This is a genomic window from Brachybacterium hainanense (genome assembly GCF_042434575.1).
Taxonomy (GTDB): Bacteria; Actinomycetota; Actinomycetes; order Actinomycetales; family Dermabacteraceae; genus Brachybacterium; species Brachybacterium hainanense.
On record NZ_JBHLSV010000027.1, the window covers coordinates 71,609 to 97,420 of the forward strand.

The window sequence follows — 25,812 nt, forward strand, 5'->3', positions numbered from 1 at the left end:
TGACGGGCCAGTGAGCTTCTGAGACTCCCACCCACTGAATAACTCGGCCGACCGACTGTGACCCGACTTCGACATACAGGTTAAGTTCAGAGTCGTAGCTGCCTTCAGAGTTCAGAAAGCTAGATGCTTCGACCGGTACCGCTGAATACTTGGGTGACTTTTCACCCATTCCCCACCAAGTCGCGGTCGGGGCGTACTGGTACCGGACGCCGGCGTACCATACTGGCCCGTCGCATTGTGGGATCGCGACCGAGAGGACGCCTTCATCTACCCGCAGGCCGCATACCTGGAGGGGCCACGAAAGACCCTGGGTCCTCGACACGTCGCGGGAGTCGTCTCGGGCGCATCCGGTCAGGCCCGCTGCTGCAATTGTTGCCGCTGGGAGTCCTGCCATGATCGCTCTTCGCGAGATGTGGCTCATGAGATCGACCCTCCGGTGGCCGCGTGTCGACTCAAAGTCTTTTGAGATTCTGCGCGAATTGCCACCATGTGACGGATGCCGTGCCTATGTAGACCAGGCGGTAGTTCCGATTGAGCGTTGCGAACCTGACGGCACTGCCGGCCTTGACGTCGTCCATCACCTTGAGGCGCAGCTTTCCGTTCCTCTCCGAAATTCAAAATTCGACCCCTTGTGTGGATAGCGGCGGATAACCAGATGCCCCTTGCTTTGAACTGTCCGTCGTTCGAGTACGTTCTCGATACCTTGACGGAGTCGGTCCGGCGGTGCGGATAGCTCCATCCATCGGGCGACCCTTCCGTGATCCAGAACCATCATTGCCTAGTTTTTCAGTTTTTCTCGAGAGTGGAGGCCCCTTCATAGCATGCCTCACGGGACATCGAACGGCCAACGACCTTTTGGTTCTACGATAAATCCAAGATCTTCGATCTCCGCGCAAATGGCAAGAAAATCAGATTCCAGAGAATCTCTCACAGATTGGTTTACGGCGGGGGCGGTAGAAAGATAGAGATTCCCGAAAACGGAATCCATTTGCTTTCCCCATCTCTTGATGCGCTCCACCAGCCCTAGCGGGAGCACTTGTGTCACATTATTGGGGTAGGGGTCGATGGTGTCCTCACTCCATTCGAAGATCAGGACATAGTCCCACTCCAGCCGAATCTTTCCTCGTTTCATCACTTGCAGTATGCCGTCCGGGAGGGGAACGCGGTGATGATCGTTGCGTAATATTTGCTGACGACGACATTAGCCCACCTGGTCTTCCAGTATACCGGCTTGCCGTTGACGTACCGGTACATCACTAAGGGGGCTGAGTAGCACCTCTTTCCCCCCGTCTGCGACACGGCAATTGCGGGATTGGAGAGTGCCTGTCGGATGCCCCAATCCATGAACTTTTTCCAGTCTCCCCGGCCGCCGATGGTTCGCAGCCAGTCACTCCGATGCCTTTGTATAATGTGCCTCATTCCATATGTGGACGTCCCACATTCCATTTTAACGGTCCCGTCAAACTTAGACCAATACTTTGCAAGTACGTGAGACTTGGAGCGCATGAAACAGCTACCGTAGGGCCCCCTTCCATCAGTATCGAAAATGTTCTCGGGATCCGACGGGTAGATGTATGCGGTGGAGTTTGCTCCGAGTATCGGGTCGATGCTCGTAAACGATCCTGTGGATCCAGAATAGTATCTGACGCCCATGAGCGTGAGGCCTGCGGTCTCGGGGGTGGTCGACCTCTCCTTCGCGCCGAGCCATCCGTAGCCGGCGGTGGTGCCGACGGCGGCGGTCTGCGCTGGGTCGATGGGGGTGCCGTACTCGGTGTAGGAGGACCAGCCTGTGATCCCGGTGGCGGGCGTGGTGGCTGCCTGGGTGGCGGGGATCGGGATCGTGGTGACGATGTCGCCGTGGATGTTGCCGAGCATCAGCGAGGTCCCGCCATCGGTACCGATGGAGGCACCGAGGTCACCGCTGATCGAGGACGTGTATCGCAGCGTCTCCACCGCGCCATCAGGGCGCTGCGTGTCGATCCAGGCGGGATTGTCGCTGCCATCGGCGTAGTGACGAGTCGTAGTCGTCGTCCCGGCGCTGCTGGTGCTGGACTGCACCAAGCGCCGCTGATTCACGTCCAGGGTGAACGTCGTCGAGGTCCCGCCCTGGGCGATCTTCTGCGGCAGGTCGTTGTCGAAGTAGCCCAGCGTCACGTTCCCGGCACTGTTGTTCGGGGCGTGGGCGGCAGGCAGGGTGGTCTGGCGACCGAACAGGTCGTACACATACCCGCCCGTCAGACGGTCCGCCGTGTCGTAGGTGAGGGTCTGGTCGATGCCCGTGGTCGCGGCGCCGGTCGTGGTGCCGTCCGCGCGGACGGTCTCCTTCAACGTCTTCCGGGCGCCGTTGGTGGTGAAGGTGTAGTCCCGCACCGTGTACGGGGACACGTCGTTGCCGGGGACGGCCTTCCCGGTGAGGTCCTCGACCCTCGACAGGTTGCCTGCCGCGTCGTAGGTGTACCGGTGATCGAAGAACAGCGGATTCCCGCCCGTCGGCTCGGTCACCTCGGTCTCCACGTCGAGGCCTGCATCGGTCGCGATCGCGGAGGCGAACGTGGTCTGGTCCGTGCGGACCCGTCCGGTGATGTCGTTGGCCTGGGACCAGGCGATCCACGGACCCGTCGTCACCGTGCCCGTGTCGGGATCGGTGAGCTTCCCGGAGTAGACGAGCCCGGTCTCCTCGCCGGCCTCATCGATCTGACGGGTCGCGATGATCCCCGCGGGCAGCTTCTCGGTGACCATGTTCCCGGCCGCGTCGTACGCCGCCTCATAGGTGAGCAGCTGCGTCCCGCTGCGGGTCACGGTCTGCTTCGTGATCAGACCCCGCCGTTCCGCGTTCCCGTTCGCGTCCGTGCCGTCGTAGGTGAAAGCGGTCGTGCCCTTCGCATCGACGATCTGCGTGACGCGGGCCTTGGCGTCGTAGGTCGTAGTGGTCGTCTCACCCAGCTGGTTGGTGAGCGTGAGCTGCTTGCCCCACGTGTCGTACGTGTAGGACTCCGAGACCGATCCGATGCCGGTGCCCATCGAGTTCGACACCCCGACCGCGGTCACCAGGCCAGTCGTCTGGTTGTACTGCGTGAAGATCGGATCCGTCGCCACCGAGCCGGCGAGCCCGCTGGTCGAGGTCCTGGTCCAGATCGCGCGCCCGGCAACGTCGTACTTCACCTCGCTGGTGCGGGTCGCGGCCCCGGAGGTCTCCACCGTCATCGTCGGCGCGAGCCAGTAGTCATACCCGGTGATCTTCGTCCCCGGCATCGTGGGGCCGGAAGACGGGGCCGCAGCCGGGAAGATGCGGCAGACCTCTCCCGCCCAGGCCTTCGCCTGGTTCGACGCGCCGCAGGAGGCGTCATCCGCATTCGCTGCGGCGGTGTAGTAGATCGTCCTGGTCGTCCCGGCGTCCGTACCGCTGGAGGCGGGCTGGCGCTGCTCGAGGACCTTCCCGCGAGCATCGAACCGCTGCTTGGTCACCTGCCCGGCAGGGTTCGTGACCGTGGTCGGCACCCCGAGGACCCAGCCCGAGGTCGGATCCGTGACCGGCTTCCCGTCAATCGGGGCGTAGCCGTTCTTGGTGGACCCGATGGTCTCGATCACCGCCGGGGAATCCCCGGCGGACCCCGGCTCGACCGCATCCACGGTGACCGTGGTCGCCAGCGCATACGCCTGACCCGTCGTCGCGTTCACCCCGGCATTCGGGGCACCCCCGTCGTAGACGGTCTTCGTGTGGGGGCGGGCACGGGTCATGGTCACGCCGTCGGCGAGCATCACGTCCCGCGCCGGGCCGTACGTGTCGGTGACGACCGAGCCGGCGGGCAGGATGACCGTGCCGTCCGCGGCCTTCCGCTCCGTGTTGTAGACCGTCTGCGTGGACAGGGCATCGACCGCTGTCGCCGAGAGCGCAGAGTCCGAGCGGGCGATCCGGATCGCCTGCTCATCCAGCTCCCGGACCACGTTGCCCTGCTCGTCATAGCGGGTCGCGGTCACCTGCCAGTCCCCCGCGCCGTAGGACGCGGTGTTGATCGTGTACGCGTCCGCGTTCACGTACTGGAGGCTCGCGTACTGCAGGTCCGTCGCCGGGACGGTGCTGCCGGTCAGCCCCGTGACCGGGTGGTCGGAGCTGAACACGGCATACCCGTTCACCGGCTTCTGCGCCGCGTGCTCCGGACTGCCGGGCTCGTCCTTGACCCAGGCGGCGATGCCGGCATCGGACAGGTCCGGCAGGCCCGTGCCCGTGACGGGGACGTGGTAGACGATCGAGGCGATCTGCACCGGGGCACCGTCGCTGGTCTGCGCCGCCCGGGTCACGTTCTTCACGACCTGCGTCGGGATCGAGGTGTCCGGGTTCGCGGCGTACGCGATCGTGAACGGCGCCAGACCCGAGGGCGTGATGGTCTTGATCCGGGTGGTGGTCCCGTCCCAGGTGTAGGCGGTCGCGAGGCCCGAACGGACGTCGGTCACCTTCGACAGCCGGGTCGAGGAGTCGTACTGGTACGTCGTCACCGGGGTCGACTTCATGGTCGCGGTGGCCGGATCGAACAGGACCGCGGAGACCTGCGAGAGCCGCTGTGCCTGTGCGCCGCTGGGGTCGGTGACGGTGATGTAGGTCAGGTCGATCGCCCGGCAGCCCGGCTGCAGGGTCCCCGCGGTGGGGCAGGCCGTGCCCGCGATGCCATCGGGCAGCGGGGCAACGACCCGGGTCACCGCGCCCGTGGTCGGGTCGTGCCCGAAGGTCGTGCTCCCCGCCTGGCCGGGCTCCGCGATCGATGCCGGACGCCAGGTCAGGTTCTTGTTCGCCCCGCCCGCCACAGGCGTGAACGTCGTCTTGGTGCCGTCGTCCTCGAGGACCTCGAGCTTCGGGGCCGCCGCAGTACCGGTCAGCGTCGCCGTGATCCCGGCCAGCTCCGTGTCCTCCGTGCCCGGCAGCAGGACCACCGGGACCGGGGTGCCCACGTCGCCGGTGGGGTTCACGAAGACGAGCGGCTCGCCCTCCTCGTCCAGCAGGGAGATGGTGCCGTCATCCATCCGGGAGTCCATGACCTGCAGACCCGCCAGCCCCGCCGCGTCATCGCCCTCGAGGTTCGCGGTGAAGCCCGGGCCGAACACGCCGGTGACCGGATCGTTCGGCCACGCCGTGACCGGACCGGTGCCGGTGTAGGACAGGTGGGTGCGCGAGATCGAGATGTCCGAGCCGTACCCGGGCACCGACACGTCGGTCGAGGAGGTCTGGAACTCGCCCGTGTACAGGGCGACCTGCCCCGCCTCGACATCGGCGGTGGGGTATCCGCCGCCGAAGGCGTGGGGGACCTTCACCAGGGTCGTGGGCCGCGTCGCGTCGGTGCACAGCGGGTTCGTGATCCCGGAGTAGGTGAAGCAGATCCGGTACTCCAGGCGCACTGGGGCCCGGGAGGTGTTGCCCGCGGCCGCGAGCTCCACACCGGCATCGAACGTCGTCCTGTATACGAGCGGCGTGCCGACGGCTCCGGTCAGCGCCTGCGCCGTGCCGACACTCGTCCACGCATCCGCGGTCCCCGCCAGACGCCATTGCTGCAGTGCGGTGACCGTCTGCGTGGTGGAGGTCAGGGGCGGGGCGGCCGCGTCGACGGCGAACTTCCCGTTGGACGCGGACTTCGGGGCGGGGTTGATGACCGAGGGCCCGCCCCAGCCGGTCTGGAAGGTGACGGGGTCCGACGCCATCGTCGACGGCGAGGACACACGCACGCGGATCCGATGCGCGCCCTGCGTGAACGGGATCGGGGGCAGCGCCACGGTCCGCGGTCCCTGGGCGATGGGGATCAGCGTCTCCGTGGTCGCGCCGTCGATCATGTGCCGCACCGTGATCGGGGACGAGGTCGAATAGGGCTGGGTGATGACCACCGAGCAGGCCAGCGTCGAGGCCGGCTGCGTCGTGGCCCACGATCCGCTGGCCACGTTGCAGGTGATCTGCGGGGCGGACGGCTTGGTCTGCGCGGTCTTGACCGTCTTCCACGGCGACCAGGTCCCGTTCCACACCCCCAGCTCATCGGCGACCGCGGCCCGCACGTACAGCGTGGCGTTGTTCGGCAGGTTCGCCGGCAGGGTGCACGAGATCGTCGCCCCGGATGCGCCCAGCGGGGTATCGCACTCCGTCACCAGCGTCGACGCCGATGCGGTCGTCGAGGAATGCACCTCGATGTTCGCGCGCACCAGATTGCCGTCCGGGTCCGTGACCGTGGTCGAGACGACCGGCCGCGGCTGCCAGGCGTAGGAGACGTTGTTGTACGTGCCGGTGCTCGAGACCGTCGGCATCGAGGCCTGGTTGGGCTTGCGGTCGTAGGTGAACGTGATCGACGGCGGATTCGTCGACTCGGCCGAGGCGAATCGCTTCCATCCCGTCGTCGAGGTCTCCGACGTCGCCCGCAGCGCGAGCGTCACCGAGGACGCGGTGCTCGTGGACCACGACTGCGCCAGCCCGGTGATCGGGATGTTCACCCAGCCCGCGGCGCAGGTCGAGTTGAAGCCCTTCGCGGTGGTGACGCTGCCCTGCTTCGCGACCAGCGCCGGCTTGTTGGACCAGCGCACGCTCGAGGTGACCGGCGAGCCGACCGACCAGGCCTCCAGACCGGAGGCGGTGCAGGAGTACGACCAGGTCTCGTAGACATTGAGCGAGGCCGAGAGGATCTTCAGGTTCTTGAACGGCGACTGCGCGAACACCAGGTAGGAGCGGGCGACGTTCGTGCCGTCGTACGTCCCCGCCTTGAGCTCCAGCTCGCTGGACCGGTCCGTGGAGATGTTCGACTGCACGTACGCGTCGAAGGTGGGACGCGTGGTCACCGTCGCATACACCGGGTCCACCGTCACCGGGAACACCCGCGACTGGTCCGTCAGCCAGGCCCGGTCCACACCCAGGCGCAGCACCGCGACCCCACCCTCCTGCGAGGAGATCCCCGCCGTGACCGGCACATGGTTCACATGCTCGAGCGACGCCTGATCGACCTCCGCGTCCCAGGCCATCGGCGCCTCGAACATGGAGACCACCTCACCCGACGGGTCGACGAACTCGATCCGCTCGCCCTTCACCTCCCGGGCCGTGACTCCGGTCAGCAGCAGCGGGATCTCCCAGAACACCTCCGTCCCGGCAGCCGCGTCCTGCGACTCGACATAGCCCGCGAGCGCCTCCCGGTCGGTGATCACGAAGGACTGCTCGAACCCGTCCCGCGACGCCGTCACGGTCAGATCGATCCCCGGCCACGCCCCCGCGTACGTCGCCGTCGACCCCTCCAGCACCGGCGCAGGAAGATCCCCGCCCCACGCCAGGGCCACATTCCACGCCGTGTCATCGCCGGCATCCAGGGACGCGACCTCCGCGGGCTCGGCCTCCGTCCCCGCGACTGAACCGGCCAGCTCGATGCCGTCCGGAACCGCGACCGGAGCCACGCTCCCGTCCTGCTGCTCCTCCAGCGTCGTGTCGATCCGCTGCCAGTCCCCGCCCGGATCCTGGAATCGGACCGGAGCCGCGAACTGCTCCGTGGTCACCGACCCGTCCGGGTTCACCCACGTCGTCGAGGACTCCGAACGCTCGCCCGTGACCTCGACGCGCTTCCCGTTCGCGCGGGCCTGGATCAACGCCGAGGGGAAGTCCGTGCTCGAGGGCGCGACCGGGGCCGAGACCTCCGGAGCCGGATCGTCCACCGGCGGATCCTCCGCAAAAGCCCGCGGCACCACCCCGTCCACCAGCAGCAGCGCCAGCAGGCACAGCCACGCCACCGACACCCCGTACAGACGAGTCCATCGACCCCAGGAAGAAATCCCCACCGCAGGCCCCTTCACCCACGCGCGGCACGCGCGCCGCAGTCCACCCCTCCGGAGCGGAGATTGAGAGCATCATCCACGAGCCCTCACGGGTTACCCGCCAGTACCTCGAACCCGCGTCGGATCACCCCCGGATCACCCCCGGAGGACCCCACCGGCGATCCGTCCGCGGGTCGCCGCCGCGGGCCTTCCCCACCCTGCCAGCTCGCGGAACGTACGATGGCACGCGACCGCGCGGATCCGCGCGCCCATCGGCGAACCCGTCCTGTGAAGGAGCGCCCGTGTCCCTGGTCCTCGCCTCGGCTGCCGCCGTGCTGGCCTCCTTGGCGGTGCTGGCGCTCCCCGGCCTCCCCCTCGCACTGGGCCTGCGCCTGCACCCGCTCGCCCGGGCCGCCCTGCTCGCGCCGCTCTCCGTCGCGGTGGTCTCGATCGCCGCGGAGGGAGCGGACCTGCTCGGCATCCCCTGGAGCCCGCTCGTGCCGCTGCTGCTGGGGCTGATCCTCGGCGCGCCGCTGCTGGCGCTGCGGCGCCGCGAGGTGATCGGCCGCATCCGCGATCTCCCGGGCCGCATCGCCCGCTCGGCGACGGCGCTCGCCATGACCGCGGGGCTGCTGCTGGGCGGGGTGATCATGCTCGTGCGGGCGCTGACCATGATGGGCGGCATCGACCAGGTCAGCCAGACCTATGACGCGGTCTTCCACCTCAACGCGATCCGCTGGATCCTCGATCACGAGTCCGCCTCCGCCTGGACCGTGGGGAGCATGACCGCCCTGCCCGGCGCTCCCGGCACCTTCTACCCGGCCGGATGGCATCAGCTCGCGAGCCTCGTGACCGTGCTCAGCGGCGGGGACATCGTGCTGGCCTGCAATGTGCTCATGCTCGTGCTCGCGATCGTCGTCTGGCCCCTCGGAGTCCTCGCCCTCGTGCGGCTGTGCACGAGCAGCGGGAACCTGGGGCTGTTCCTCGCCGGCGCCCTCGCGGGGATCTCCCCCGCCTTCCCGCTCATGCTCATGTCCTGGGGCATCGTGTGGCCCAACTTCCTGTCGACCGTGCTGCTGCCGCCGCTGATCCTGCTGGGGGCGCACCTCGTCGGCCTCGTGCCGCGGGCCGAGGAGCGGATCGGCCTGGCGGCCATGCCGGTGCTGTTCCTGCTGTCCGGCCTCGCCCTGGGACTCGCGCATCCGCAGGGGATCTTCGCGCTGCTCGTGCTCGCCGTCCCGATCGCCGCCTGGGCGGTGCTCGCCCACGCCTCGACCCTCCTGCGGGCGCGGCGTGCACGGGTGCGCGGTCCGCGCCCGGACCGCGAGGAGGCCGGCCGGCTCGCCCGCGCCCTCGTGAGCACCCGCGGGCAGCTGCTGCGCGCGGCCGGGACGGCCGCGATCCTCCTGGCAGCCTCGATCGTGATCTGGCCGCGCTTCCGGCCCTCGCAGGAGTCCTCCGTCTGGGGACCGTACACGGACCACACCCACGCCTTCCTCGAAGCGATCTCCCTGGCGGGGACCGGCGGCCTGCCGGGTGTCGCCGTCGGCACGGCCATGGTCGCCGCGACGGCGGGGCTCCTGCTGCGCGGACAGGGCCGATGGCTGCTGCCGGCCTTCGCCGCCTCCTCGGCCCTGTTCATGGCCTCCGCCGCGATGTGGGACGCCGATCTGCGCTACGAGCTCACGGGGAACTGGTACTCCGACACCTTCCGGATCGCGGCGATCCCCGTGGTCGTGGGCATCCCGCTGCTCGCCGCCGGCCTGGACGGCCTCATGGGCAGCGTCCGGGACCGCCTCGGAGCCCTCCGCCCCACCCCCGCCGAACCGGCCTCGACCCTGCCCGGCGCCGCTGCCGGCATCCCCGGGCCGCTGGCCCTCGCGCTCTCGCTGGGACTGGTCCTCGCGATCACCGCGGGAACGGTCCTCGGTCCCGCAGGGGCGCATGCCCAGCACCAGCTCACCGAGAACTGGACCGACGGCGAGCTCCTCACCGCCGATGAACGGGCCCTGCTCGAGCTGATCCCGGACCACGTCCCCGAGGACGCGGTCATCGCCGTGAACCCGTGGAACGGCGGTGCGCTCGCCTACGCGATCTCCGACCGACAGGTCCTGAACCGCTTCATGGGGTTCCAGGCCGAGCCGGAGGTGCATCTGCTGAACCGGGCGCTGGACGAGGCGCAGGAGGACCCCGAGGTCTGCGACGCCGCCGCCGAGCTCGACGTGCGCTACGCCCTGGACTTCGGTCCGCGCGAGCTGTTCGGCAAGGAGGCCACGTACGTGGGTCTCAACGAGATCACCACGAGCGGGGCCGCGGAGGTCATCGCCCAGGTCGGGGAGGCGCGGCTGTTGCGGATGTCCCCCTGCCGGGGCACAGATGGTTCAATGCGGGGATGACATCTGAGGCACCGCGCGAGACCGATCCGCTGACCGAGACCCCCTCCACGCCCTCCCGGCCCTCGGCGGCCGCCCGCGAGTCCGCCCTGGACCTGGGCGCTTTTGTCTCCGCCTCCCCGTCCTCCTTCCACGCCTGCGCGGAGGCCGCCCGCCGCCTCGAGGAGGCGGGCTTCACGCGTCTGCTCGAGGACGAGGACTGGGCCGAGGTCCGCGGCGACCGCTATGTGATCCGCGACGGCGCGATCGTCGCCTGGTCCGCGCCGCAGGCGTCGACCCCGCGCACGCCGTGGCGGATCGTCGGCTCCCACACGGACTCCCCCGCGCTCAAGCTCAAGCCGAATCCGCAGCTGGCCGCGGAGGGCTTCTCCCAGATCGGCGTCGAGGTGTACGGCGGACCGCTGCTGAACTCCTGGCTCGACCGGGAGCTGCGGCTCGCCGGCCGCCTCGCGCTGCGCGGAGGCCGCGAGGTGCTCGTGGCGACCGGACCGGTGCTGCGCCTGCCGCAGCTCGCGGTGCACCTGGACCGCGGCGTGAACAAGGACGGCCTGGTCCTGGACCCGCAGCGGCACATGCAGCCGGTGATCGGTCTGGGCCCCGTGGACGTGCTCGAGCTGCTCGCGGGCAGCGCCGCCGTGCACAGGGACGAGATCCTCGGCTACGACGTCGTGACCGTCGATGCGCAGGCCCCCGCCCTGTTCGGCGCGCACGAGGAGTTCCTGGCCTCGGCCCGGCTCGACAACCTCTCCTCCATGCACGCGGAGGTCGCCGCGCTCATCGACGCGGCCGGCTCCCCGCGCCGCGGGGCCGATGCACCGATCGCGCTCATGGTCGCCAACGATCACGAGGAGGTCGGCTCCGAGTCCCGCTCGGGTGCCGCGGGTCCGTTCCTGGAGGACGTCCTGGTACGCATGCACACCGCCCTCGGCGGGGACGACGCGAGCCGCCGGCGGATGCTCGCCTCCTCGATCGTCGTCTCCGCCGATGCCGGGCACGCCGCCCATCCCAACTACCCCGAGCGCCACGATCCCGTGACGCGGCCGCGACTGGGTGCGGGTCCCGTGCTGAAGATCAACGCCAACCAGCGCTATGCGACCGACGCGACCGGCATCGCCGTGTTCACCGAGGCCTGCGAGGCCGCAGCCGTGCCGCTGCAGTCCTTCGTCGCGAACAACGCCATGCCCTCCGGCTCGACCATCGGCCCCATCACCGCGACCCGCCTGGGAATGGTCACGATCGACCTGGGCATCGCGCTGCTGTCGATGCACTCGGCCCGCGAGATGTGCGCGGTCGCCGACCCGCTGTACCTGCGCCGCGCCCTCGCGCAGTTCCTGCAAGGCTGATCGTCTCCGCTCCGGCCGGAGGGAGGGCGAGGGACGAGCGCTCCCGCAGGCCGGTGCGGTGGCGATCGGCCATCCCACACAGGCTGATCATCGTCTCCGCTCCGGCCGGAGGGAGGGCGAGGGACGAGCGCTCCCACAGGCCGGTGCGGTGGCGATCGGCCGTCCGGCACCGGCTGAGCGATCAGCTCCGCTCGATGCCGGCGAGGTCGAGGACGAGGTCGACGGCGGCGCGGGCGCGCAGCGCGCTGGGATGCTCGGGCCCGTGCTCGCGCTGGGCGTCCTTGAGCAGCTCGTCGGCCTGCTTGACCGCGTCCTCGTGGGCGCCGGTGCGGGCCGTGGCCTCCGCCAGCTGCGCCCGGATCTCCAGCACGTGCGGGTCCAGGGCGTCGTCGGTCGCGAGCGCGCGCAGCAGCTCGCCGATCAGACGGTCCTGCTCGGCGGCGGCGGTCTGGGCGGCATCGGTCATGAGGGGGCTCCCAGGGGATGGTCGGTGCGGGGACGGGAGGAGGCCGTGGCGGCCCCGTGGTCGATGGGACAGCCGGATCCTCGCCCGGCGAGGGCGTGGCCGCGGATCCCCTGGCCGGCGAGCTCCTGTGCGCCGAGCGCCGGTGCGCCGATGAGGGCGTGCAGCCCTCCGGCCGCTCCGGGGCGCAGACGCGGCGGGACGGTGCGGTCCAGCCGCATCCAGCCGGCGGCGGCGCCCTCCTCGAGCTGCGCGGCGGCCTCGCCGGCGGACTCGTCGGTCCCCTCTCGCTGCGCGGAGATGTCGATCCCGAAGATGGTGTGGAAGGCGTCGACGTACTCGTCGGCGTGACCGTCCTCGGCGAGTCGTCGCGCCCGCGCGGCCGGGGAGTGCATGACCTTCGCGAGGATCCGGCGGATGGACCGTTCGACCTGGTCGGCGACGTCCTCGGAGGTCTCGCGGCGCAGCCGGGCGATCTCCGCGTCGGCGCTCTCCCCCACGGATCGGCGCATGGCCGCCATGGCGGGGTCGACCCGGCGGACCTGCTGGCGGGAGCGGAACTCCGCGGTGCCCTCCGCGATGATCTCCTGCGCGGTCAGCAGAGCGGGCTCGGCCGTGTCCTCGAGCTGCGAGGCGAGGTCGGCGAGGCCCATGACGCGCACGTCCTGCAGATGCCGCAGCAGCGGATGCAGGTCGGAGTGCAGGGCGAGATCGAGGATCAGGGTCGGTCCGGCCTCGAGGAGCTGCTCGGGGAAGAGGCTCGTGCCCCGGCCCGAGCAGGCCAGCACCAGGTCCGCATCGCGCAGGGCTGCGGCGAGCGTCCCCGGCGGGACGACGTCGACCCCGTGACGCCGGGCGAAGGCGACGGCGCGGCCCGACCCGGAGTGGACCGACACATCGACGACACCGCGGCGTGCGAGCTCCGCGACCCCCAGGCGCGCGTACGCGCCCGTGCCGACCACCAGGACCCTCCTGCCCTCGAGACCCTCGAGCTCCTCCGCCGCACGGTCCAGGGCCACGGCCACTCCGGACCGGCCGGCCGCGCCGACGGGGGCCTCGGTCGCGACCCGCTTCGCGTAGCGGAAGGCCAGCTGGAACAGGTCGTGGAGCATGGTGGTCACGTGGCCGGCCTCGCGGGCGGCCTCGAAGTCGCCGCGGACCTGGCCCCCGATCTCCGCCTCACCGATCACGAGGGAGCGCAGCCCGGACGTGACCTCGAAGAGGTGCCGGGTGACCGGGGCCTCGGTCGCGGTCTCGAAGCAGAGGGAGACGAGGTCGCGGTCCAGGCCGCTGGTGCGAGAGACGGCCTCGACGACGACGTCCACGCCGTCATGGAAGCGGTGCGCGTCGAGATAGGCCTCGAGACGGTTGCACGTGCCGAGGACGACCCAGCCCTCCAGGGCCGGCGGGGCCGGGCGGCGTCCCTCGGCCTGGGCGGCGAGGGCGTCCTGCGCACCGCGCTCCGCGAGGACCTCCTGGATCACCTGGGGGATGCGAGCGGCGTCACGGGTCAGCGCATCGAGAACTCCGAGGTCGAGGTGTTCATGGGTGGCGCGGACGGCGACGAGCATGATCCCGAGTGTAGGCCGCTCCGCCCGCGGGATCGGAAGCTCGCAGGAACCGTGTGCACAATGGGTGCGTCAGAACACAGAACCGCACGTCAGAGGCCATTTTCACGACATGTCGTCAGATCCCGCGCCCTTCGCTCCGTCGTCGTTCCCGGTCTCGTCGCCGAGCCCCTCGGAACTCCCCTCCGACCACCCGTTCCTCCGCGGCGCGGACGCGGGCGGCGTCGCCGGCTCCCCGCTCCTGGCGCGCCTGCGGGGGGAGGCGACGGATGCCCCGCCGAGCGTCTGGTTCATGCGCCAGGCCGGCCGCTCGCTCCCGGAGTACCGGGCCGCCCGCGAGGGCACCACCATGCTCGAGGCATGCGTGCGACCCGATCTGGTGGCGGAGATCACGGCACAGCCCGTGAGACGGCACACGGTCGACGCCGGGATCTTCTTCTCCGACATCGTCGTGCCCGCGCTGCTGGCCGGGGTCGACGTGGAGATCCGCCCCGGCGTGGGCCCCGTCTTCGCGCGCCCCGTCCGCACCTCCGCCGACGTCGCCGCCCTGCCGCCCGTGGGCGACGCGTTCGAGGCGGCCCTCGAGCCGATCCGGCAGGCGGTGCGGCTGTCCGTCGGCGAGCTCGGCACCACACCGCTGATCGGCTTCGCGGGCGCACCGTTCACCGTGGCGAGCTACATGGTCGAGGGCGGACCCAGCCGCGACCATCTGCGCACGCGCGCCCTCATGCGCTCCGAGCCGGAGACGTGGGACCGCCTGGCCGCCTGGGTCGCGGAGCTCTCGGGGCGGTTCCTGCGCGCCCAGGTGCTCGCGGGGGCATCGGCCGTGCAGCTCTTCGACTCGTGGGCCGGCGCCCTCGGCGCCGACATGTACCGCACGCATGTGCAGCGCCACTCCGCGGCCGCGCTCGCGCACGTCGCGGACCTGCCAGTGCCGCGGATCCACTTCGGCGTCGGCGCCTCGCACCTGCTGCGCCCCATGCTCGAGGCGGGTGCCGATGTCATGGGCGTGGATCATCGGATCCGCCTCGACGAGGCGCTCGCCCTGCTCCCCGAGGGCACGCCGGTGCAGGGCAACATCGACCCCGCCGTGCTGTTCACCTCCGAACAGGCCCGCTTCGCCGAGGCCCGCGCCGTCCTCGCCGCGGGAGCGGGCGCGAGCGGGCATGTCGTGAACCTGGGTCACGGCGTCCCCCCGGACGCGGACCCGCAGGTCCTCACGGACCTGGTCGCCTTCCTCCACGCGCAGCGGTGAGGCCTCGGCGATGACCTCGGCTCGGATGAGCGCGGACGTCCCGGACGTCCTCGTGATCGGCGGCGGCCTCGCGGGCCTGCTCGCCGCCCGTCGGCATCTCGCCGCAGGAGCGCGCGTCACGCTGCTCGAGGCCGGTCCCGACCCGGGCGGGGCGATCGCCCGCCGAGACGTCGCCGGGATCCCGCTGAGCAGCGGGGCCGAGGCCTACGCGATCGGCGGCGGCGCGACCGACGAGCTGATCGCCCAGCTGGGCCTCGCCGATGCCGTCGTCTCCCCGCGCCCCGGCCTCGGCAGCCGCGTGGTCTCCGCGGCCGGCTCCCACCGCGCGCCGACCCCGGCGCTGCTCGGGATCCCGGCGCATCCGCTCGCGGCCGATTCCCGGGCGGTGCTCGGCTGGCCGGGCGCCCTGCGCGCCGGTCTCGAACGGTTCCTGCCGGCCTCCTTCGGCATGCGGCCGGGCGTGAGCATCGGCGAGCTGGTGGCCCGCCGCTGCGGCACCCGGGTCGCCCGGCGCCTGCTCGCCCCCGTCGTCGGCGGCGTCCACTCCGCGGACCCGGGGACGCTCGAGCTCGCCGCCGCCTCCCCGCCGCTGGCCGCGGGACTCGCGGCCCACGGCTCCCTCACCGCGGCCGTGCGTCATCTGCGCGCCGCCGGCTCCCGCAGCGCGGGAGCGAACGTGCGCTCCCTGATGCCGACCATGGCGGCCCTGCCGGAGGCGCTCGTCGCCGGCATCCGTGCGGCCGGCGGAGAGCTTCGCACAGGCGCCCCGGTCACGGAGCTGCGATTCGCAGCAGGCCGCTGGAGCGCACGGACCGTCGCCGGCGAGCACCATGACGCGGACCGCATCGTCCTCGCCTGTCCGCCCGACGTCTGCGTCACGCTGCTGGGCACCCCGGCGCCCGGGATCGCCGCGGCGATCCCCTCCGCCCCGGCCGCGGCGGTGCGCCTGGTCGCCCTCGCCGTGGACGCCCCGGCCCTGGACGCCCTGCCCAGCGGCACCGGCGCCCTCGTCGCCCCCGGCACGCCGGGGGTGCGGGCGAAGGCCCTCACCCACGCGAGCGCGAAATGGGAGCACGTGGCCGCCGCGGCGCGCGCCGCCCACCCGGGCGCGGCCTCCCCGCATGTGATGCGCCTGTCCTACGGCCGTCCGGGCGAACAGCTGCCGGATCCGGAGAGCATCGTCGACCTCGCGCTCGCCGACGCCTCCGCGATCCTGGGGGTGCCCGTGTCGCGGACACAGCTGCTGGGCTCCGCCGTGATCGACTGGGAGCGCGCCATGCGGCAGCCCGGCCCCGGGCATCGCGCCGCCCTCGACCACCTCACGGACCTCCTCGCGCAGGCGCCGCCCGGATCCCCGGCCTCGGCCCTCGAGCTGGTCGGCTCCTGGAGGGCCGGCACGGGCATCGACGCGATCGTCCGCGCGGACCGCTCGCTCCCCAGACCTCTCACCGAATCCCCGACGGAAGGATCTCCCTCATGACCAGCAGCCCTCACCACCCCGGTCCGAGCACGCACGACCCGGAGGGGCCGGGATCGGGCGGCGAGCTGACCCGCTACACGTCCTACACCGTCTTCCGTCGCCTCTCGGGGCTGACGGAGGACGGCACGGTCTCCCCGGCGCAGATCTCCGAGGCCCTCGCGGGCACGGTCGCGCTGATCGAGGCGGAGGACGTGGAGATCCTCGGCTTCTACGACGTCAGCGCCTTCCGCGCCGAGGCCGATCTCATGCTGTGGCTGGCGGCGGACCGCCCCGAGGCGCTGCAGGCCGCCCTGCGCGAGTTCGAGCGCTCCCTGCCCGGCACCTGGCTGCACCGCGAGTGGGCGGGCGTCGGCGTGCACCGCCAGGCGGAGTTCGCCAAGAGCCACATCCCCTCCTTCATGGTGCCGTCGATGGCCCGCCGGGAGTGGATCACCGTCTACCCGTTCGTGCGCAGCTACGACTGGTACCTTCTGGCCGACGACGAGCGCAACCGGATGCTGCGCGAGCACGGCATGCTGGGCCGCGACTTCCCGCAGGTGAACGCGAACACCGTCGCCGCCTTCGCCCTCGGCGACTACGAGTGGCTGCTCTCCTTCGAGGCGGACGACCTCCACGACCTCGTCGACATGATGCGGCACCTGCGCTATTCCGATGCCCGCCTGCACGTGCGGGACGAGCTGCCCTTCCACACCGGCCGCCGGCTCGCGTCCCTCGAGGACGTCGCCGCGCTGCTCGCCTGACCCCTCGCCCCTTCCGGAGGAGAAGACCCCATGACCACCACCGCTGCTTCGACCGCGCCGCTGGACGCGATCCTGTTCGCCTCCTTCGGGGGGCCCGAGGGGCAGGACGACGTGATCCCGTTCCTGCGCAACGTCACCCGCGGCCGCGGCGTGCCGGACGAGCGCCTCGAGGAGGTCGCCGGCCACTACCGGGCCCTCGGCGGCGTCTCCCCGATCACCGCGCAGAACCGCGCCCTGATCACGCAGCTGGAGGCGGAGCTCGCCTCCCGCGGCATCGACCTGCCCGTCTACTTCGGCAACCGGAACTGGGCCCCGTACACCGCCGATGCCCTCGCCGATCTGCACCGCGACGGACACCGCCATGTGCTCGCCCTGGTCACGAGCGCCTACTCCTCCTACTCGGGCTGCCGCCAGTACCGGGAGGACTTCGCGCAGCGCCTGGACGAGGCAGGGCTGCTGGGCGAGGTCGAGATCACGACCTCGCGCTCCTACTTCAACCATCCGGGCTTCCTGGACCCGGTGGTCGACGGGGTCCGCGCCGCTCTCGAGGACCTCGCCCGCGAGGGCCATGACGCGGACTCCACGACGGTGCTGTTCTCGACCCACTCGATCCCCCTCGAGATGGCGGCGGCCTCCGGCCCGGCCGGCGCGGGCGCGGACGGACAGGGCGGCTGGTATGTCGCCCAGCATCTCGCGGCCTGCCGCTACGTCATGGACCAGCTGCACGACGACCTCCCGGAGCTTCCGGACTGGAAGCTCGTGTACCAGTCCCGCTCGGGCGCCCCGCACGTGCCGTGGCTCGAGCCCGACGTCAACGACGTGATCGAGGAGCTCGCGCAGGAGGAGGCGGCCGATGCGGTCGTCGTCGTCCCGATCGGCTTCGTCACCGACCACGTCGAGGTCATCTGGGACCTGGACACGGAGGCGAAGGAGACGGCGCAGGAGAAGGGGCTCGCCTTCCGCCGGGTCGCGACCTCCGGCACCGATCCCCGTTTCGTGGCCGCGCTCGCCGACCTCGTCGAGGAGCACCGGGATCCCGCGCGCGAGCGCCGGGCGGTCACCGAGCTGGGCGCCGCCTCGGACCTGTGCGGCCCGAACTGCTGCCAGGTCAGCGCCTCGCGCGCCGTCCCCGCGGACCGGAGCATCGACACCCTCGAGGAGATCGCGGCGATGATGCGGGAGAAGACGGAGTCGTCTCGGGCCGTCCTCCCGCAGGAGGCGGGGCAGCCGGCATGACCGAGCTGCGGCCGCTACGCCTGGGGACCCGGGCCTCCGCCCTGGCGCTCGCCCAGTCCGGGCAGGCGGGCGGCGAGATCGTCGCGGGCACCGGGCGCGAGGTGGAGCTCGTGCACGTGCGCACCCGCGGGGATGTCGACCGCACCAGCCCCCTCGCGCAGATCGGCGGGACCGGCGTGTTCGTCACCGCCGTCCGAGAGGCGCTGCTGGCCGGGGAGGTCGACGTGGTCGTCCACTCCTGCAAGGACCTGCCGACCCTCCCGGCGGACGGGCTCTCGCTCGCCTGCATCCCCCCGCGGGAGGACCCGCGCGATGCCCTGTGCGCCGCCGGAGGGCTGGGCCTCGCGCAGCTGCCGGAGGGGGCGAGCGTCGGCACCGGGTCTCCCCGGCGCGCGGCCCAGCTGCTGCGGGCCCGGCCTGATCTCCAGATCGTCGCGATCCGCGGGAACATCGACACGCGGCTCGCGCGAGCGCTGGGGTCGCAGGCCGATCTGGATGCGGTCGTGCTCGCCGCCGCCGGTCTGCGCCGCCTCGGCAAGGAGGACGCGATCTCCGAGCTGCTCCCGGTGGAGGTGATGCTCCCCGCTCCCGCGCAGGGTGCCCTCGCGATCGAGGCCCGCTGCGAGGACGTGGCCGGTGCCGCACCGTCCGGCTCCGGACCCGCGTGGTTCGCGCCGGGCCTCGCCCGGTACGACGATCCCGCGACCCGCGCGGCGGTCACCGCGGAACGGGCCCTGCTGCGCTCCCTCGAGGCGGGCTGCTCCGCCCCGGTCGCCGCCTTCGCAGAGGTGCGCGCAGGGCGCCTGCGCCTGCGGGCCCTCGCGATCCGTCCAGACGGCGGACACGCGGTCGAGGGCGAGGCGAGCGCTCCGCTGGATCTCGCCTCCGATGCGCTGTCCGATCCCGCCTCCGTCCCGGCCCGGCTGGGCGCCCAGCTGGCGCAGACCCTGCTCTCCCGCGGGGCCGGCGCGATCCTCGAGGCGGCCCGGCAGCCGTGAGCATCCCTCCGGGTCGTTCCCCGGCGGGCCGGCCGGTCCTGGTGACCCGGCCGGCCGGCCGGGGGGATGCCCTGCTCGCGCAGCTCCGGGACCGGGGGATCGCGGCCGAGCATCGGCCCTTCACCCGCCTGGTTCCGCAGGAGGGCTCGAGCCTGCGGGCGGATCTCGAGGAGCTCGCCGCGGGCTCCTTCACGCATCTGGTCCTCACCAGCCGCACCGCCGTCGACGTTCTGCTCTCCGTCCGGGCCGAGGACGGGCGGTCTCTGCTGCACGTGCCGGCTTCCACGGCCGTGGTGGCGGTCGGCACGGGCACCGCCGCGCAGCTCGAGGCCGCGGGCCTTGCTGCGCGCCTCGTGGCCGGTGGCAGCGGCGCCGCGCTCGTCGAGGCCATGCCCCCGGCCCGGCCCGGCGACCGGGTGCTCTTCCCCGCCTCGTCCGCCGCGTCCCGCACCGTGCCCGAGGGCCTCGCGGGCAAGGGCTATGCGGTGCGCGAGGTCGTGGCGTACCGGCCCTGCCCCGTCCCGCCCGGCCCGGACCTCGCGCGGCGCCTGCGCGACGGCGCCTACGCCGCGATCGTGCTGACCAGCCCGATGATCGCCCGACTCGCGGCCGCGCTCGGGATCCCCCCGACCACGGCCGTGGTGACCATCGGCGCGCCGACGACGAGGGCCGCTCGGGCGGCCGGGATGACCGTCCGCATCCAGGCCGCCGCCCCGTCGGACGCCGCTCTCGCCGATGCCGTGCTCGCGGTCCTCTCCCCGCCCGGCGCATCGGCCCCGAGGACATGAGCTCCACGAACCACCCAGCCGGCGCCCCGGCTCGCCCCGCTCACATCACCCCCGCACACCGACTCGAAGGAAGCGCCCCATGACCGGCCCCGTCCCCGTGATCCGCCCCCGTCGTCTGCGCGGCAGCGCCGCCATGCGCTCGCTCGTGCGCGAGCACACCCTGCGCCCCGCAGATCTCGTCCTGCCGATGTTCGTGCGCGAGGGTGCCGAGTCCCGGCCCATCTCCTCGATGCCCGGCGTCCTCCAGCATTCGATGGACTCCCTCGCCGCCGCCGCCGCCGAAGCCGCGGAGCGCGGCGTCGGCGGGATCATGCTGTTCGGGGTGCCCGAGCACAAGGATGCCGTCGGCTCCGGGGCGACGGATCCGGACGGCATCCTGAACCGCGGCATCGCCCGCCTGCGCGCCGAGCTCGGCGACGCGACGCTCATCATGGCGGACCTGTGCCTGGACGAGTTCACCGACCACGGCCACTGCGGCGTGCTCGATGCGGCCGGGAACGTCGACAACGACGCGACCCTCGAGCGCTACCGGGACATGGCACTCGCCCAGGCGGAGGCCGGCGCGCACCTGCTGGGACCCTCCGGGATGATGGACGGGCAGATCGCCGCGATCCGTCATGCCCTCGACGAGGCCGGATGGACGGACGTCGCGCTGTACGCGTACACCGCCAAGTACGCCTCCGCCTTCTACGGCCCCTTCCGCGAGGCCGTCGGCTCCTCCCTGCAGGGCGACCGCCGCACGTACCAGCAGGACCCCGGCAACGCCCGGGAGGCGCTGCGGGAGCTCGAGCTCGATGTCGCCGAGGGCGCGGACCTCGTCATGGTCAAGCCCGGCCTGCCCTACCTCGACGTCCTCGCCGAGGTCGCCGCGGCTTCCCCCGTCCCGGTGGGCGCGTACCAGATCTCCGGCGAGTACGCGATGATCGAGGCGGCGGCGGCGAACGGATGGATCGACCGCGACCGCGCGATCCTCGAATCCCTGCTCGCCTTCCGTCGTGCCGGCGCGACCACGGTCCTGACCTACTGGGCCAGCGAGGTCGCGAGCTGGTACCGCGACGGGCTGCCCTCGCATCTGCGCGAGTTCCTCTGACCTCACGCCCGCCCGTCCCCACGCCCCGACCTCATCCAGCCGGTCCGCATCCGGCCCGTCCGCAAGGAGCCTTCCCGTGACCACCGCCTCCCTCTCCCAGGAGCTCTTCGACCGCGCCTGCCGCGTCATCCCCTCGGGCGTCAACTCCCCCGTGCGCGCCTTCGGCAGCGTGGGCGGCACCCCGCCGTTCATCGCGTCCGCGAGCGGCGCCCTGCTCACCGACGCGGACGGCCGCGAATACGTCGACCTCGTCGGCTCGTGGGGGCCGATGATCCTCGGCCACGCGAACCCGCAGGTCGTCGCCGCCGTGCAGGAGGCCGCGACCCGGGGGCTGTCCTTCGGCGCCCCGCAGGCCGGGGAGGTCGGCATCGCCGAGGAGGTCGCGCGGCGCATCGGCCCCGTCGAGCAGCTGCGTCTGGTCAACTCCGGGACCGAGGCGACGATGAGCGCCCTGCGCGTGGCCCGCGCCGCGACGGGCCGCGACGTGGTCGTGAAGTTCGCGGGCTGCTACCACGGGCACGTGGACGCGCTGCTGGCCGAGGCCGGAAGCGGCGTCGCCACCTTCGCGATGCCGGGCTCCGCGGGCGTGACCGCCGCGACCGCCCGCGACACGGTCGTGCTGCCCTACGGCGACCGGGAGGCGCTCACGGCGCTCCTGGCCGAGCGGGGCGGCGAGATCGCCGCGATCATCACGGAGGCCGCCCCCGCCAACATGGGCGTCGTCCCGCCGCCCGTCGTGGAGGGTGTCGGCTTCAACCGCTTCCTGGCCGAATCGGCGCACGCCGCAGGCGCGCTGCTGATCAGCGATGAGGTCCTCACCGGGTTCCGGGCGAGCGAGGAGGGCCACTACGGCATCGACGGCAAGGGATGGGCCCCCGATCTCATGACCTTCGGCAAGGTGATCGGCGGCGGGCTGCCCGTCGGCGCCTTCGGCGGCCGTGCCGACCTGATGGGTCTGCTGGCCCCGGCCGGGCCCGTCTACCAGGCCGGCACCCTGTCCGGGAACCCGCTCGCGACCGCGGCGGGTCTGGCGACCTTCGCGGGCCTGGACGATGCGGCGTACGCGCAGCTGACCTCCGCGAGCACCGCCCTGCAGCAGCTGGTGGCCGATGCGCTCACCACCGCGGGCGTCCCCCACGTCATCCAGAGGGCCGGGACGCTGTTCTCCGTGTTCTTCCGCGAGGACGAGGTCCGGACCTACGCCGATGCGAAGGCGCAGGACACCGACGCGTTCCGCCGCTTCTTCCACGCGCTTCTGGAGGACGGGATCTATCTGCCCCCCTCCGCCTTCGAGGCCTGGTTCGTCTCCACGGCGCACACCCCGGAGGTCATCGACCGCATCGCGGAGGCCCTGCCGGCCGCGGCCCGCGCCGCCGCGGCCGGCTGAGCCGGGCGGGACGCGGGCCGGACGGGAGGACCCCCGGACGCCGGGACGGGAGGACCCGGGCCGGGACGGGACGGAGCTGAGCGCCCTCGGATTCCTCCGCCCCGAGACCACGCCTCCGCGCTGACCGGCGATGAGCCAGACACTCTCCCGCCAGCCATATCCCCGGTCACCCGCCCCCGCGCCGCGGCGCGCTGCCACATCCGCGGGCACCCGTCCTGGGGAACTCCTCAGGAACCCCCGCCCCGCTGTCGGATGAGCACGATGATCACCGCAGCCATGACCGCGACGAGCACCACCAGCGCCAGGCCCGCCCCGGCCCCGCCCATCAGCAGCTGTGTGAGGATCCCGATCATGGCTGCGAGTGTGCCGCCACGCGCGGCTGACCGCCAGCCCCGGGCAGTGGGGCCGGACGGGTCACGGCCCGGGCCCGGTCCGGATCTGGTAGTCATGGACGCCATGGGCTCCGCGCATCCTGATCCCGACGTTCTCGTGGCGATCGTCACGACCGCCCTGCTCGATCTCCACGCTGTCTCCGGCACCGTCTCCCGGATCGCGGCGGGCACGGAGACGGACAACTTCGCTGTTCATGCGGACGACGGCCGCCGACTCTTCGCCAAGGTGTACCGCGACCACAACGCTCTGGACGAGGACCGGGCCGCGATCGCCCTGTCGCAGTTCGCCGCCGCGGGCGGGGTCCCGGTGCCGACAGCGCACCGTTCGCGATCCGGCGACGTCATCGGCACCTCGCATGGCGTCTCGCTGTCGCTGTGGGATCTCGTCGCCGATGCCCGCACCGCGGAGGACGGGATCCGCGGCGAGCGGTGGGTTCACGTCGGGCGCACGCTGGGGATGCTCCACCGGCGACTCGCCGAGCATCCCGCAGCAGATCCGCAGCGGCGCCCCGCCTCCGGCGTCGCCGATGTGGTGCGTGCGCGCGGGCGCTACGACCGGCTGATCGAAGAGCACCGCGGTCGTGCGGCGCGCGACGCGGATGCGGCCTGGGCACTCGAGGCGATGACGACGCGACGCTCCCTGCTCCCCCGCATCGTCGAGGTCCTCGCGTCCCTTCCCCCGATGACCGTCCAGGTGCTGCACGGGGATCTGGCCGCCCCCAACCTGCTCATGTGCGGGGACGAGGTCGCAGCGGTGATCGACTTCCAGCCGCCCGCCCCGCACTACCTCGAATGGGAGATCGCACGGATCGGCTGCGACCCTCGGACCGTGCTGGAGGTCGGCGACTGGCCGGAGGGGCTCGCGCGGTTGCGATCGGCCTATCTGGAGGAGCACCACCCACCGTCGATGCCGTCCCTGCGCTCGATCATCGCCGCCGGATGCGCCTTCACCATGGCATCGGCCTATCCGCTGGCAGCGCTGCTGGAGGAGCAGGTCCACGACTCCGCGCTCCGGGAGTACGGTCGGCAGCGCCACGAGGCGGCGCTGCGGCTTCTCGACGCGCTCGACGACCTTCCCTGACGGGCTCTTCCGGATTGCGTCGGTCCATGACGGGGTCCTGGCGCTCCCTGCCGCCGGGCTCCAGGATGGAGCCACGCCGCCGGCCACGCTCCGGCGGCCGTCGCTCCGTAGCTCAGCCCGGTAGAGCAGCGCCCTCATAAGGCGTGCGCCGCAGGTTCGAATCCTGCCGGAGTGTCCCAATCCCCTGCTGCTCAGCTCCTCCTCTGCTCCTCGTGGAACCGCCGGGCGGTCTCGATCCACTCGGCGAGCGGCGCGTCCTCGGCGAGCGCAGCGGCATCGACCGTGATCCAGCCCTCGCCCATCGGGCGGGCGGCGCCCATCATCGCGGGTCCCGCGCCAGGATGCTCCAGCAGCTCGCCGTGCCACGACGGGTCGATCCGCACCAGCAGCGATCCGTCCTTCCCGGCGGAGACCAGCATCCGCCCTTCGAGCATGAGGGCACGGCCGCCGAACATCGAGACCTCGCGCAGCGCGGCGTCGGGAGGCAGCAGCGCGCGGATCCGCGCGAGCAGCGCTGCCTGTGCTTCCGGGATCGACATGGTCAGGCCTCCTCGTCTGCGGGGACGTCGCGAGTCAGAGAGCACCGGTCGAGGGTGCGCAGCGCCTCCTGGATCGACGTCATCGTCCCATCCTCGGCGAACCGGCGCCGCAGCGCCGGGGTGCCTCCACGCCTCCGGGCACCGGCGGCCGGGGGCCCGTCCTCGCATTCCTGGTCATCGCTCTTCCGCGTCCTCGGGCCACCAGCCCGGCTGCTTGGCGAGCTCTGCCCACCCCTTGCCCCGGTCCGCGAACTCCTCGAGCAGGGAGCTCAGAGCGACGACGTCATCGGATTCGACGACGTGCATCGACACCTGGTGCCCTTCGCCGGACCCCTCGTAGGCGATCCCCAGCCGCTCCAGGCGGGTCATCAGCCATCGGAGATCCTGCTCCGCTCGGACGCGGCGCCGCGCCGTCGCCTGGCACTGGACGGTCGCCGCGCCCCCGTCGACGAGGACGCCGGTCGCCCAGAGCCCCCCGTCCGGCCCCACCTCCGCCTCGACGACGTCGTCCTGCGCGATGCCCCGCGCCCAGAACGGGATGTTGTCGATCAGGTAGCCGCCCTCGACGGGCACAGCCCACATGCCCTCGGATTCGACCGGGGCGCCCTCATCCAGGAGGAACCGCACCGTCACATGCTCCGGTTCGTCCGTCATCATCCGCCCCCTGTCGTCCTGTCCTGCGGCGCTGCTCGCCGGAGCCCGTCAGCGGCCATCATGGCAGGACCGGGCCCGCGCCGTGCGGCGATTCCGGAGACCCGCACCCCCCGCGCCGCCGCGCACCCCCGCCGACGGGTAGCCTCGAGGGGTGGAGATCAACCCGTTCGAGGCGCGCCTGCGCATGCTGCAGCTGCAGGACGGCGTGCAGATGCAGCGGGAGGCGACCCCGGACGAGGACACGGCGGGCTGCCCCGGCTGCCCGTACTTCTGGACCTGCGACGTCCCGCACAAGGCGGAGAACGTCGAGGCGCCCGCGGAGTACGACCGCGAGGAGGTCTCCGAGCAGGTTCCCGGGCGCGCGGAGTACACACCCCGTGGCGTCGAGGACATCGGCTGGACGGACCGCTGGATCGAGGTCGACGAACCGTCCGCGGGCGAGGGTCATCGAGCAGGCATCGGGGAGCTCGATGCGACGACGGCGGCCGATGCCCCGCTCACGGCGAAGGAGCGCCGGGCCCATCGACGCGCCGAGGCCGATGCCGCCGCCCGCGATGCCGCCGCGCCCCGGCGCAGCTGGCGAGAACGCCTGCGTCCACGACGCTGAGCCGCGTCGCGAGCCCGGATCCCGTCGCGCCGATGCC

At 72.0% G+C, this 25,812-nt stretch carries 19 protein-coding genes and 1 tRNA gene; 13 read left to right on the forward strand and 7 right to left on the reverse strand.

Annotated elements, in window-relative coordinates; genetic code table 11:
• Window positions 1-826: 826 nt before the first annotated feature.
• On the reverse strand, window positions 827-1,132 hold the full coding sequence (locus ACFFF6_RS17010) for a hypothetical protein (RefSeq protein WP_376982681.1): 306 nt from the start codon (window positions 1,130-1,132) through the stop codon (window positions 827-829).
• Window positions 1,132-7,785: a DNRLRE domain-containing protein gene (locus tag ACFFF6_RS17015; RefSeq protein ID WP_376982682.1), complete on the reverse strand. Its 6,654-nt coding sequence runs from the start codon at window positions 7,783-7,785 to the stop codon at window positions 1,132-1,134. Before ACFFF6_RS17015 ends, ACFFF6_RS17010 begins: the two co-directional genes overlap by 1 nt.
• A gap of 278 nt (window positions 7,786-8,063) precedes the next feature.
• Between ACFFF6_RS17015 and ACFFF6_RS17020 the strand changes: the two genes are divergently transcribed.
• Both ACFFF6_RS17020 and ACFFF6_RS17025 read left to right on the forward strand, forming a co-directional pair.
• A complete protein-coding gene (locus ACFFF6_RS17020; RefSeq protein ID WP_376982683.1) occupies window positions 8,064-10,157 on the forward strand; it encodes a DUF6541 family protein in 2,094 nt (697 codons plus the stop codon).
• Complete coding sequence (locus ACFFF6_RS17025; RefSeq protein WP_376982684.1) at window positions 10,154-11,497, forward strand: M18 family aminopeptidase; 1,344 nt, start codon at window positions 10,154-10,156, stop codon at window positions 11,495-11,497. The genes ACFFF6_RS17020 and ACFFF6_RS17025 overlap by 4 nt, the downstream gene beginning before the upstream one ends.
• A 181-nt stretch (window positions 11,498-11,678) precedes the next feature.
• On the opposite strand, the gene ACFFF6_RS17030 is transcribed toward ACFFF6_RS17025, so the two are convergent.
• On the reverse strand, window positions 11,679-11,963 hold the full coding sequence (locus ACFFF6_RS17030; RefSeq protein ID WP_376982685.1) for a hypothetical protein: 285 nt from the start codon (window positions 11,961-11,963) through the stop codon (window positions 11,679-11,681).
• Window positions 11,960-13,531: a glutamyl-tRNA reductase gene (locus ACFFF6_RS17035; RefSeq protein ID WP_376982686.1), complete on the reverse strand. Its 1,572-nt coding sequence runs from the start codon at window positions 13,529-13,531 to the stop codon at window positions 11,960-11,962. The genes ACFFF6_RS17030 and ACFFF6_RS17035 overlap by 4 nt, the downstream gene beginning before the upstream one ends.
• Before the next feature lie 109 nt (window positions 13,532-13,640).
• Here ACFFF6_RS17035 and hemE point away from each other — a divergent pair, with 109 nt between their 5' ends.
• From hemE to hemL, 8 genes are all read left to right on the forward strand, one after another.
• Window positions 13,641-14,783, forward strand: coding sequence for a uroporphyrinogen decarboxylase (hemE, locus tag ACFFF6_RS17040; protein ID WP_376982687.1), 1,143 nt, complete (start codon window positions 13,641-13,643; stop codon window positions 14,781-14,783).
• Between the two features lie 10 nt (window positions 14,784-14,793).
• Window positions 14,794-16,263 (forward strand): protoporphyrinogen/coproporphyrinogen oxidase, encoded by a 1,470-nt coding sequence (locus tag ACFFF6_RS17045; protein WP_376982688.1) that lies wholly within the window; start codon window positions 14,794-14,796, stop codon window positions 16,261-16,263.
• A complete protein-coding gene (gene hemQ / locus ACFFF6_RS17050) occupies window positions 16,260-17,003 on the forward strand; it encodes a hydrogen peroxide-dependent heme synthase (RefSeq protein ID WP_376982689.1) in 744 nt (247 codons plus the stop codon). The genes ACFFF6_RS17045 and hemQ overlap by 4 nt, the downstream gene beginning before the upstream one ends.
• 30 nt (window positions 17,004-17,033) lie before the next feature.
• Entirely contained in the window at window positions 17,034-18,239 is a 1,206-nt protein-coding gene (locus ACFFF6_RS17055; RefSeq protein ID WP_376982690.1) for a ferrochelatase, read from the forward strand.
• Window positions 18,236-19,237, forward strand: coding sequence for a hydroxymethylbilane synthase (hemC, locus tag ACFFF6_RS17060; protein WP_376982691.1), 1,002 nt, complete (start codon window positions 18,236-18,238; stop codon window positions 19,235-19,237). Before ACFFF6_RS17055 ends, hemC begins: the two co-directional genes overlap by 4 nt.
• Window positions 19,234-20,025: a uroporphyrinogen-III synthase gene (locus ACFFF6_RS17065; RefSeq protein ID WP_376982692.1), complete on the forward strand. Its 792-nt coding sequence runs from the start codon at window positions 19,234-19,236 to the stop codon at window positions 20,023-20,025. Before hemC ends, ACFFF6_RS17065 begins: the two co-directional genes overlap by 4 nt.
• Before the next feature lie 79 nt (window positions 20,026-20,104).
• On the forward strand, window positions 20,105-21,115 hold the full coding sequence (hemB, locus tag ACFFF6_RS17070; RefSeq protein ID WP_376982693.1) for a porphobilinogen synthase: 1,011 nt from the start codon (window positions 20,105-20,107) through the stop codon (window positions 21,113-21,115).
• A 76-nt stretch (window positions 21,116-21,191) separates the two neighbouring features.
• Window positions 21,192-22,502 carry a glutamate-1-semialdehyde 2,1-aminomutase gene (gene hemL, locus ACFFF6_RS17075; RefSeq protein ID WP_376982694.1) on the forward strand — a complete coding sequence of 437 codons (1,311 nt, stop codon included), beginning with the start codon at window positions 21,192-21,194 and terminating at the stop codon, window positions 22,500-22,502.
• Between the two features lie 227 nt (window positions 22,503-22,729).
• Here the strand turns inward: hemL and ACFFF6_RS17080 are convergent, their stop codons facing one another.
• A complete protein-coding gene (locus tag ACFFF6_RS17080; RefSeq protein ID WP_376982695.1) occupies window positions 22,730-22,855 on the reverse strand; it encodes a hypothetical protein in 126 nt (41 codons plus the stop codon).
• A 94-nt stretch (window positions 22,856-22,949) separates the two neighbouring features.
• Between ACFFF6_RS17080 and ACFFF6_RS17085 the strand changes: the two genes are divergently transcribed.
• On the forward strand, window positions 22,950-23,975 hold the full coding sequence (locus ACFFF6_RS17085; protein ID WP_376982696.1) for a phosphotransferase enzyme family protein: 1,026 nt from the start codon (window positions 22,950-22,952) through the stop codon (window positions 23,973-23,975).
• 101 nt (window positions 23,976-24,076) lie between these two features.
• Window positions 24,077-24,150, forward strand: a tRNA-Met gene (locus ACFFF6_RS17090).
• Window positions 24,151-24,166: 16 nt separating this feature from the next.
• On the opposite strand, the gene ACFFF6_RS17095 is transcribed toward ACFFF6_RS17090, so the two are convergent.
• Window positions 24,167-24,514, reverse strand: a complete 348-nt coding sequence (locus ACFFF6_RS17095) for a TfoX/Sxy family protein (RefSeq protein ID WP_376982697.1) — start codon at window positions 24,512-24,514, stop codon at window positions 24,167-24,169.
• A 174-nt stretch (window positions 24,515-24,688) separates the two neighbouring features.
• Entirely contained in the window at window positions 24,689-25,168 is a 480-nt protein-coding gene (locus ACFFF6_RS17100) for a DUF4265 domain-containing protein (protein WP_376982698.1), read from the reverse strand.
• Window positions 25,169-25,319: 151 nt separating this feature from the next.
• Here ACFFF6_RS17100 and ACFFF6_RS17105 point away from each other — a divergent pair, with 151 nt between their 5' ends.
• Window positions 25,320-25,775, forward strand: coding sequence for a hypothetical protein (locus tag ACFFF6_RS17105; RefSeq protein WP_376982699.1), 456 nt, complete (start codon window positions 25,320-25,322; stop codon window positions 25,773-25,775).
• The last annotated feature ends 37 nt before the right edge of the window (window positions 25,776-25,812 follow it).

Coding starts and splice junctions, on each gene's coding strand:
- ACFFF6_RS17035 (WP_376982686.1), bottom strand. CDS start 13,531: ATGCTCGTCGCCGTCCGCGCCACCCATGAACACCTCGACCTCGGAGTT.
- hemC (WP_376982691.1), top strand. CDS start 18,236: ATGACCGAGCTGCGGCCGCTACGCCTGGGGACCCGGGCCTCCGCCCTG.
- ACFFF6_RS17100 (WP_376982698.1), bottom strand. CDS start 25,168: ATGACGGACGAACCGGAGCATGTGACGGTGCGGTTCCTCCTGGATGAG.
- ACFFF6_RS17080 (WP_376982695.1), bottom strand. CDS start 22,855: ATGATCGGGATCCTCACACAGCTGCTGATGGGCGGGGCCGGGGCGGGC.
- ACFFF6_RS17030 (WP_376982685.1), bottom strand. CDS start 11,963: ATGACCGATGCCGCCCAGACCGCCGCCGCCGAGCAGGACCGTCTGATC.
- ACFFF6_RS17010 (WP_376982681.1), bottom strand. CDS start 1,132: ATGAAACGAGGAAAGATTCGGCTGGAGTGGGACTATGTCCTGATCTTC.
- hemB (WP_376982693.1), top strand. CDS start 20,105: ATGACCGGCCCCGTCCCCGTGATCCGCCCCCGTCGTCTGCGCGGCAGC.
- ACFFF6_RS17055 (WP_376982690.1), top strand. CDS start 17,034: ATGACCACCACCGCTGCTTCGACCGCGCCGCTGGACGCGATCCTGTTC.
- hemQ (WP_376982689.1), top strand. CDS start 16,260: ATGACCAGCAGCCCTCACCACCCCGGTCCGAGCACGCACGACCCGGAG.
- ACFFF6_RS17025 (WP_376982684.1), top strand. CDS start 10,154: ATGACATCTGAGGCACCGCGCGAGACCGATCCGCTGACCGAGACCCCC.
- ACFFF6_RS17095 (WP_376982697.1), bottom strand. CDS start 24,514: ATGTCGATCCCGGAAGCACAGGCAGCGCTGCTCGCGCGGATCCGCGCG.
- hemE (WP_376982687.1), top strand. CDS start 13,641: ATGTCGTCAGATCCCGCGCCCTTCGCTCCGTCGTCGTTCCCGGTCTCG.
- ACFFF6_RS17085 (WP_376982696.1), top strand. CDS start 22,950: ATGGACGCCATGGGCTCCGCGCATCCTGATCCCGACGTTCTCGTGGCG.
- ACFFF6_RS17045 (WP_376982688.1), top strand. CDS start 14,794: ATGACCTCGGCTCGGATGAGCGCGGACGTCCCGGACGTCCTCGTGATC.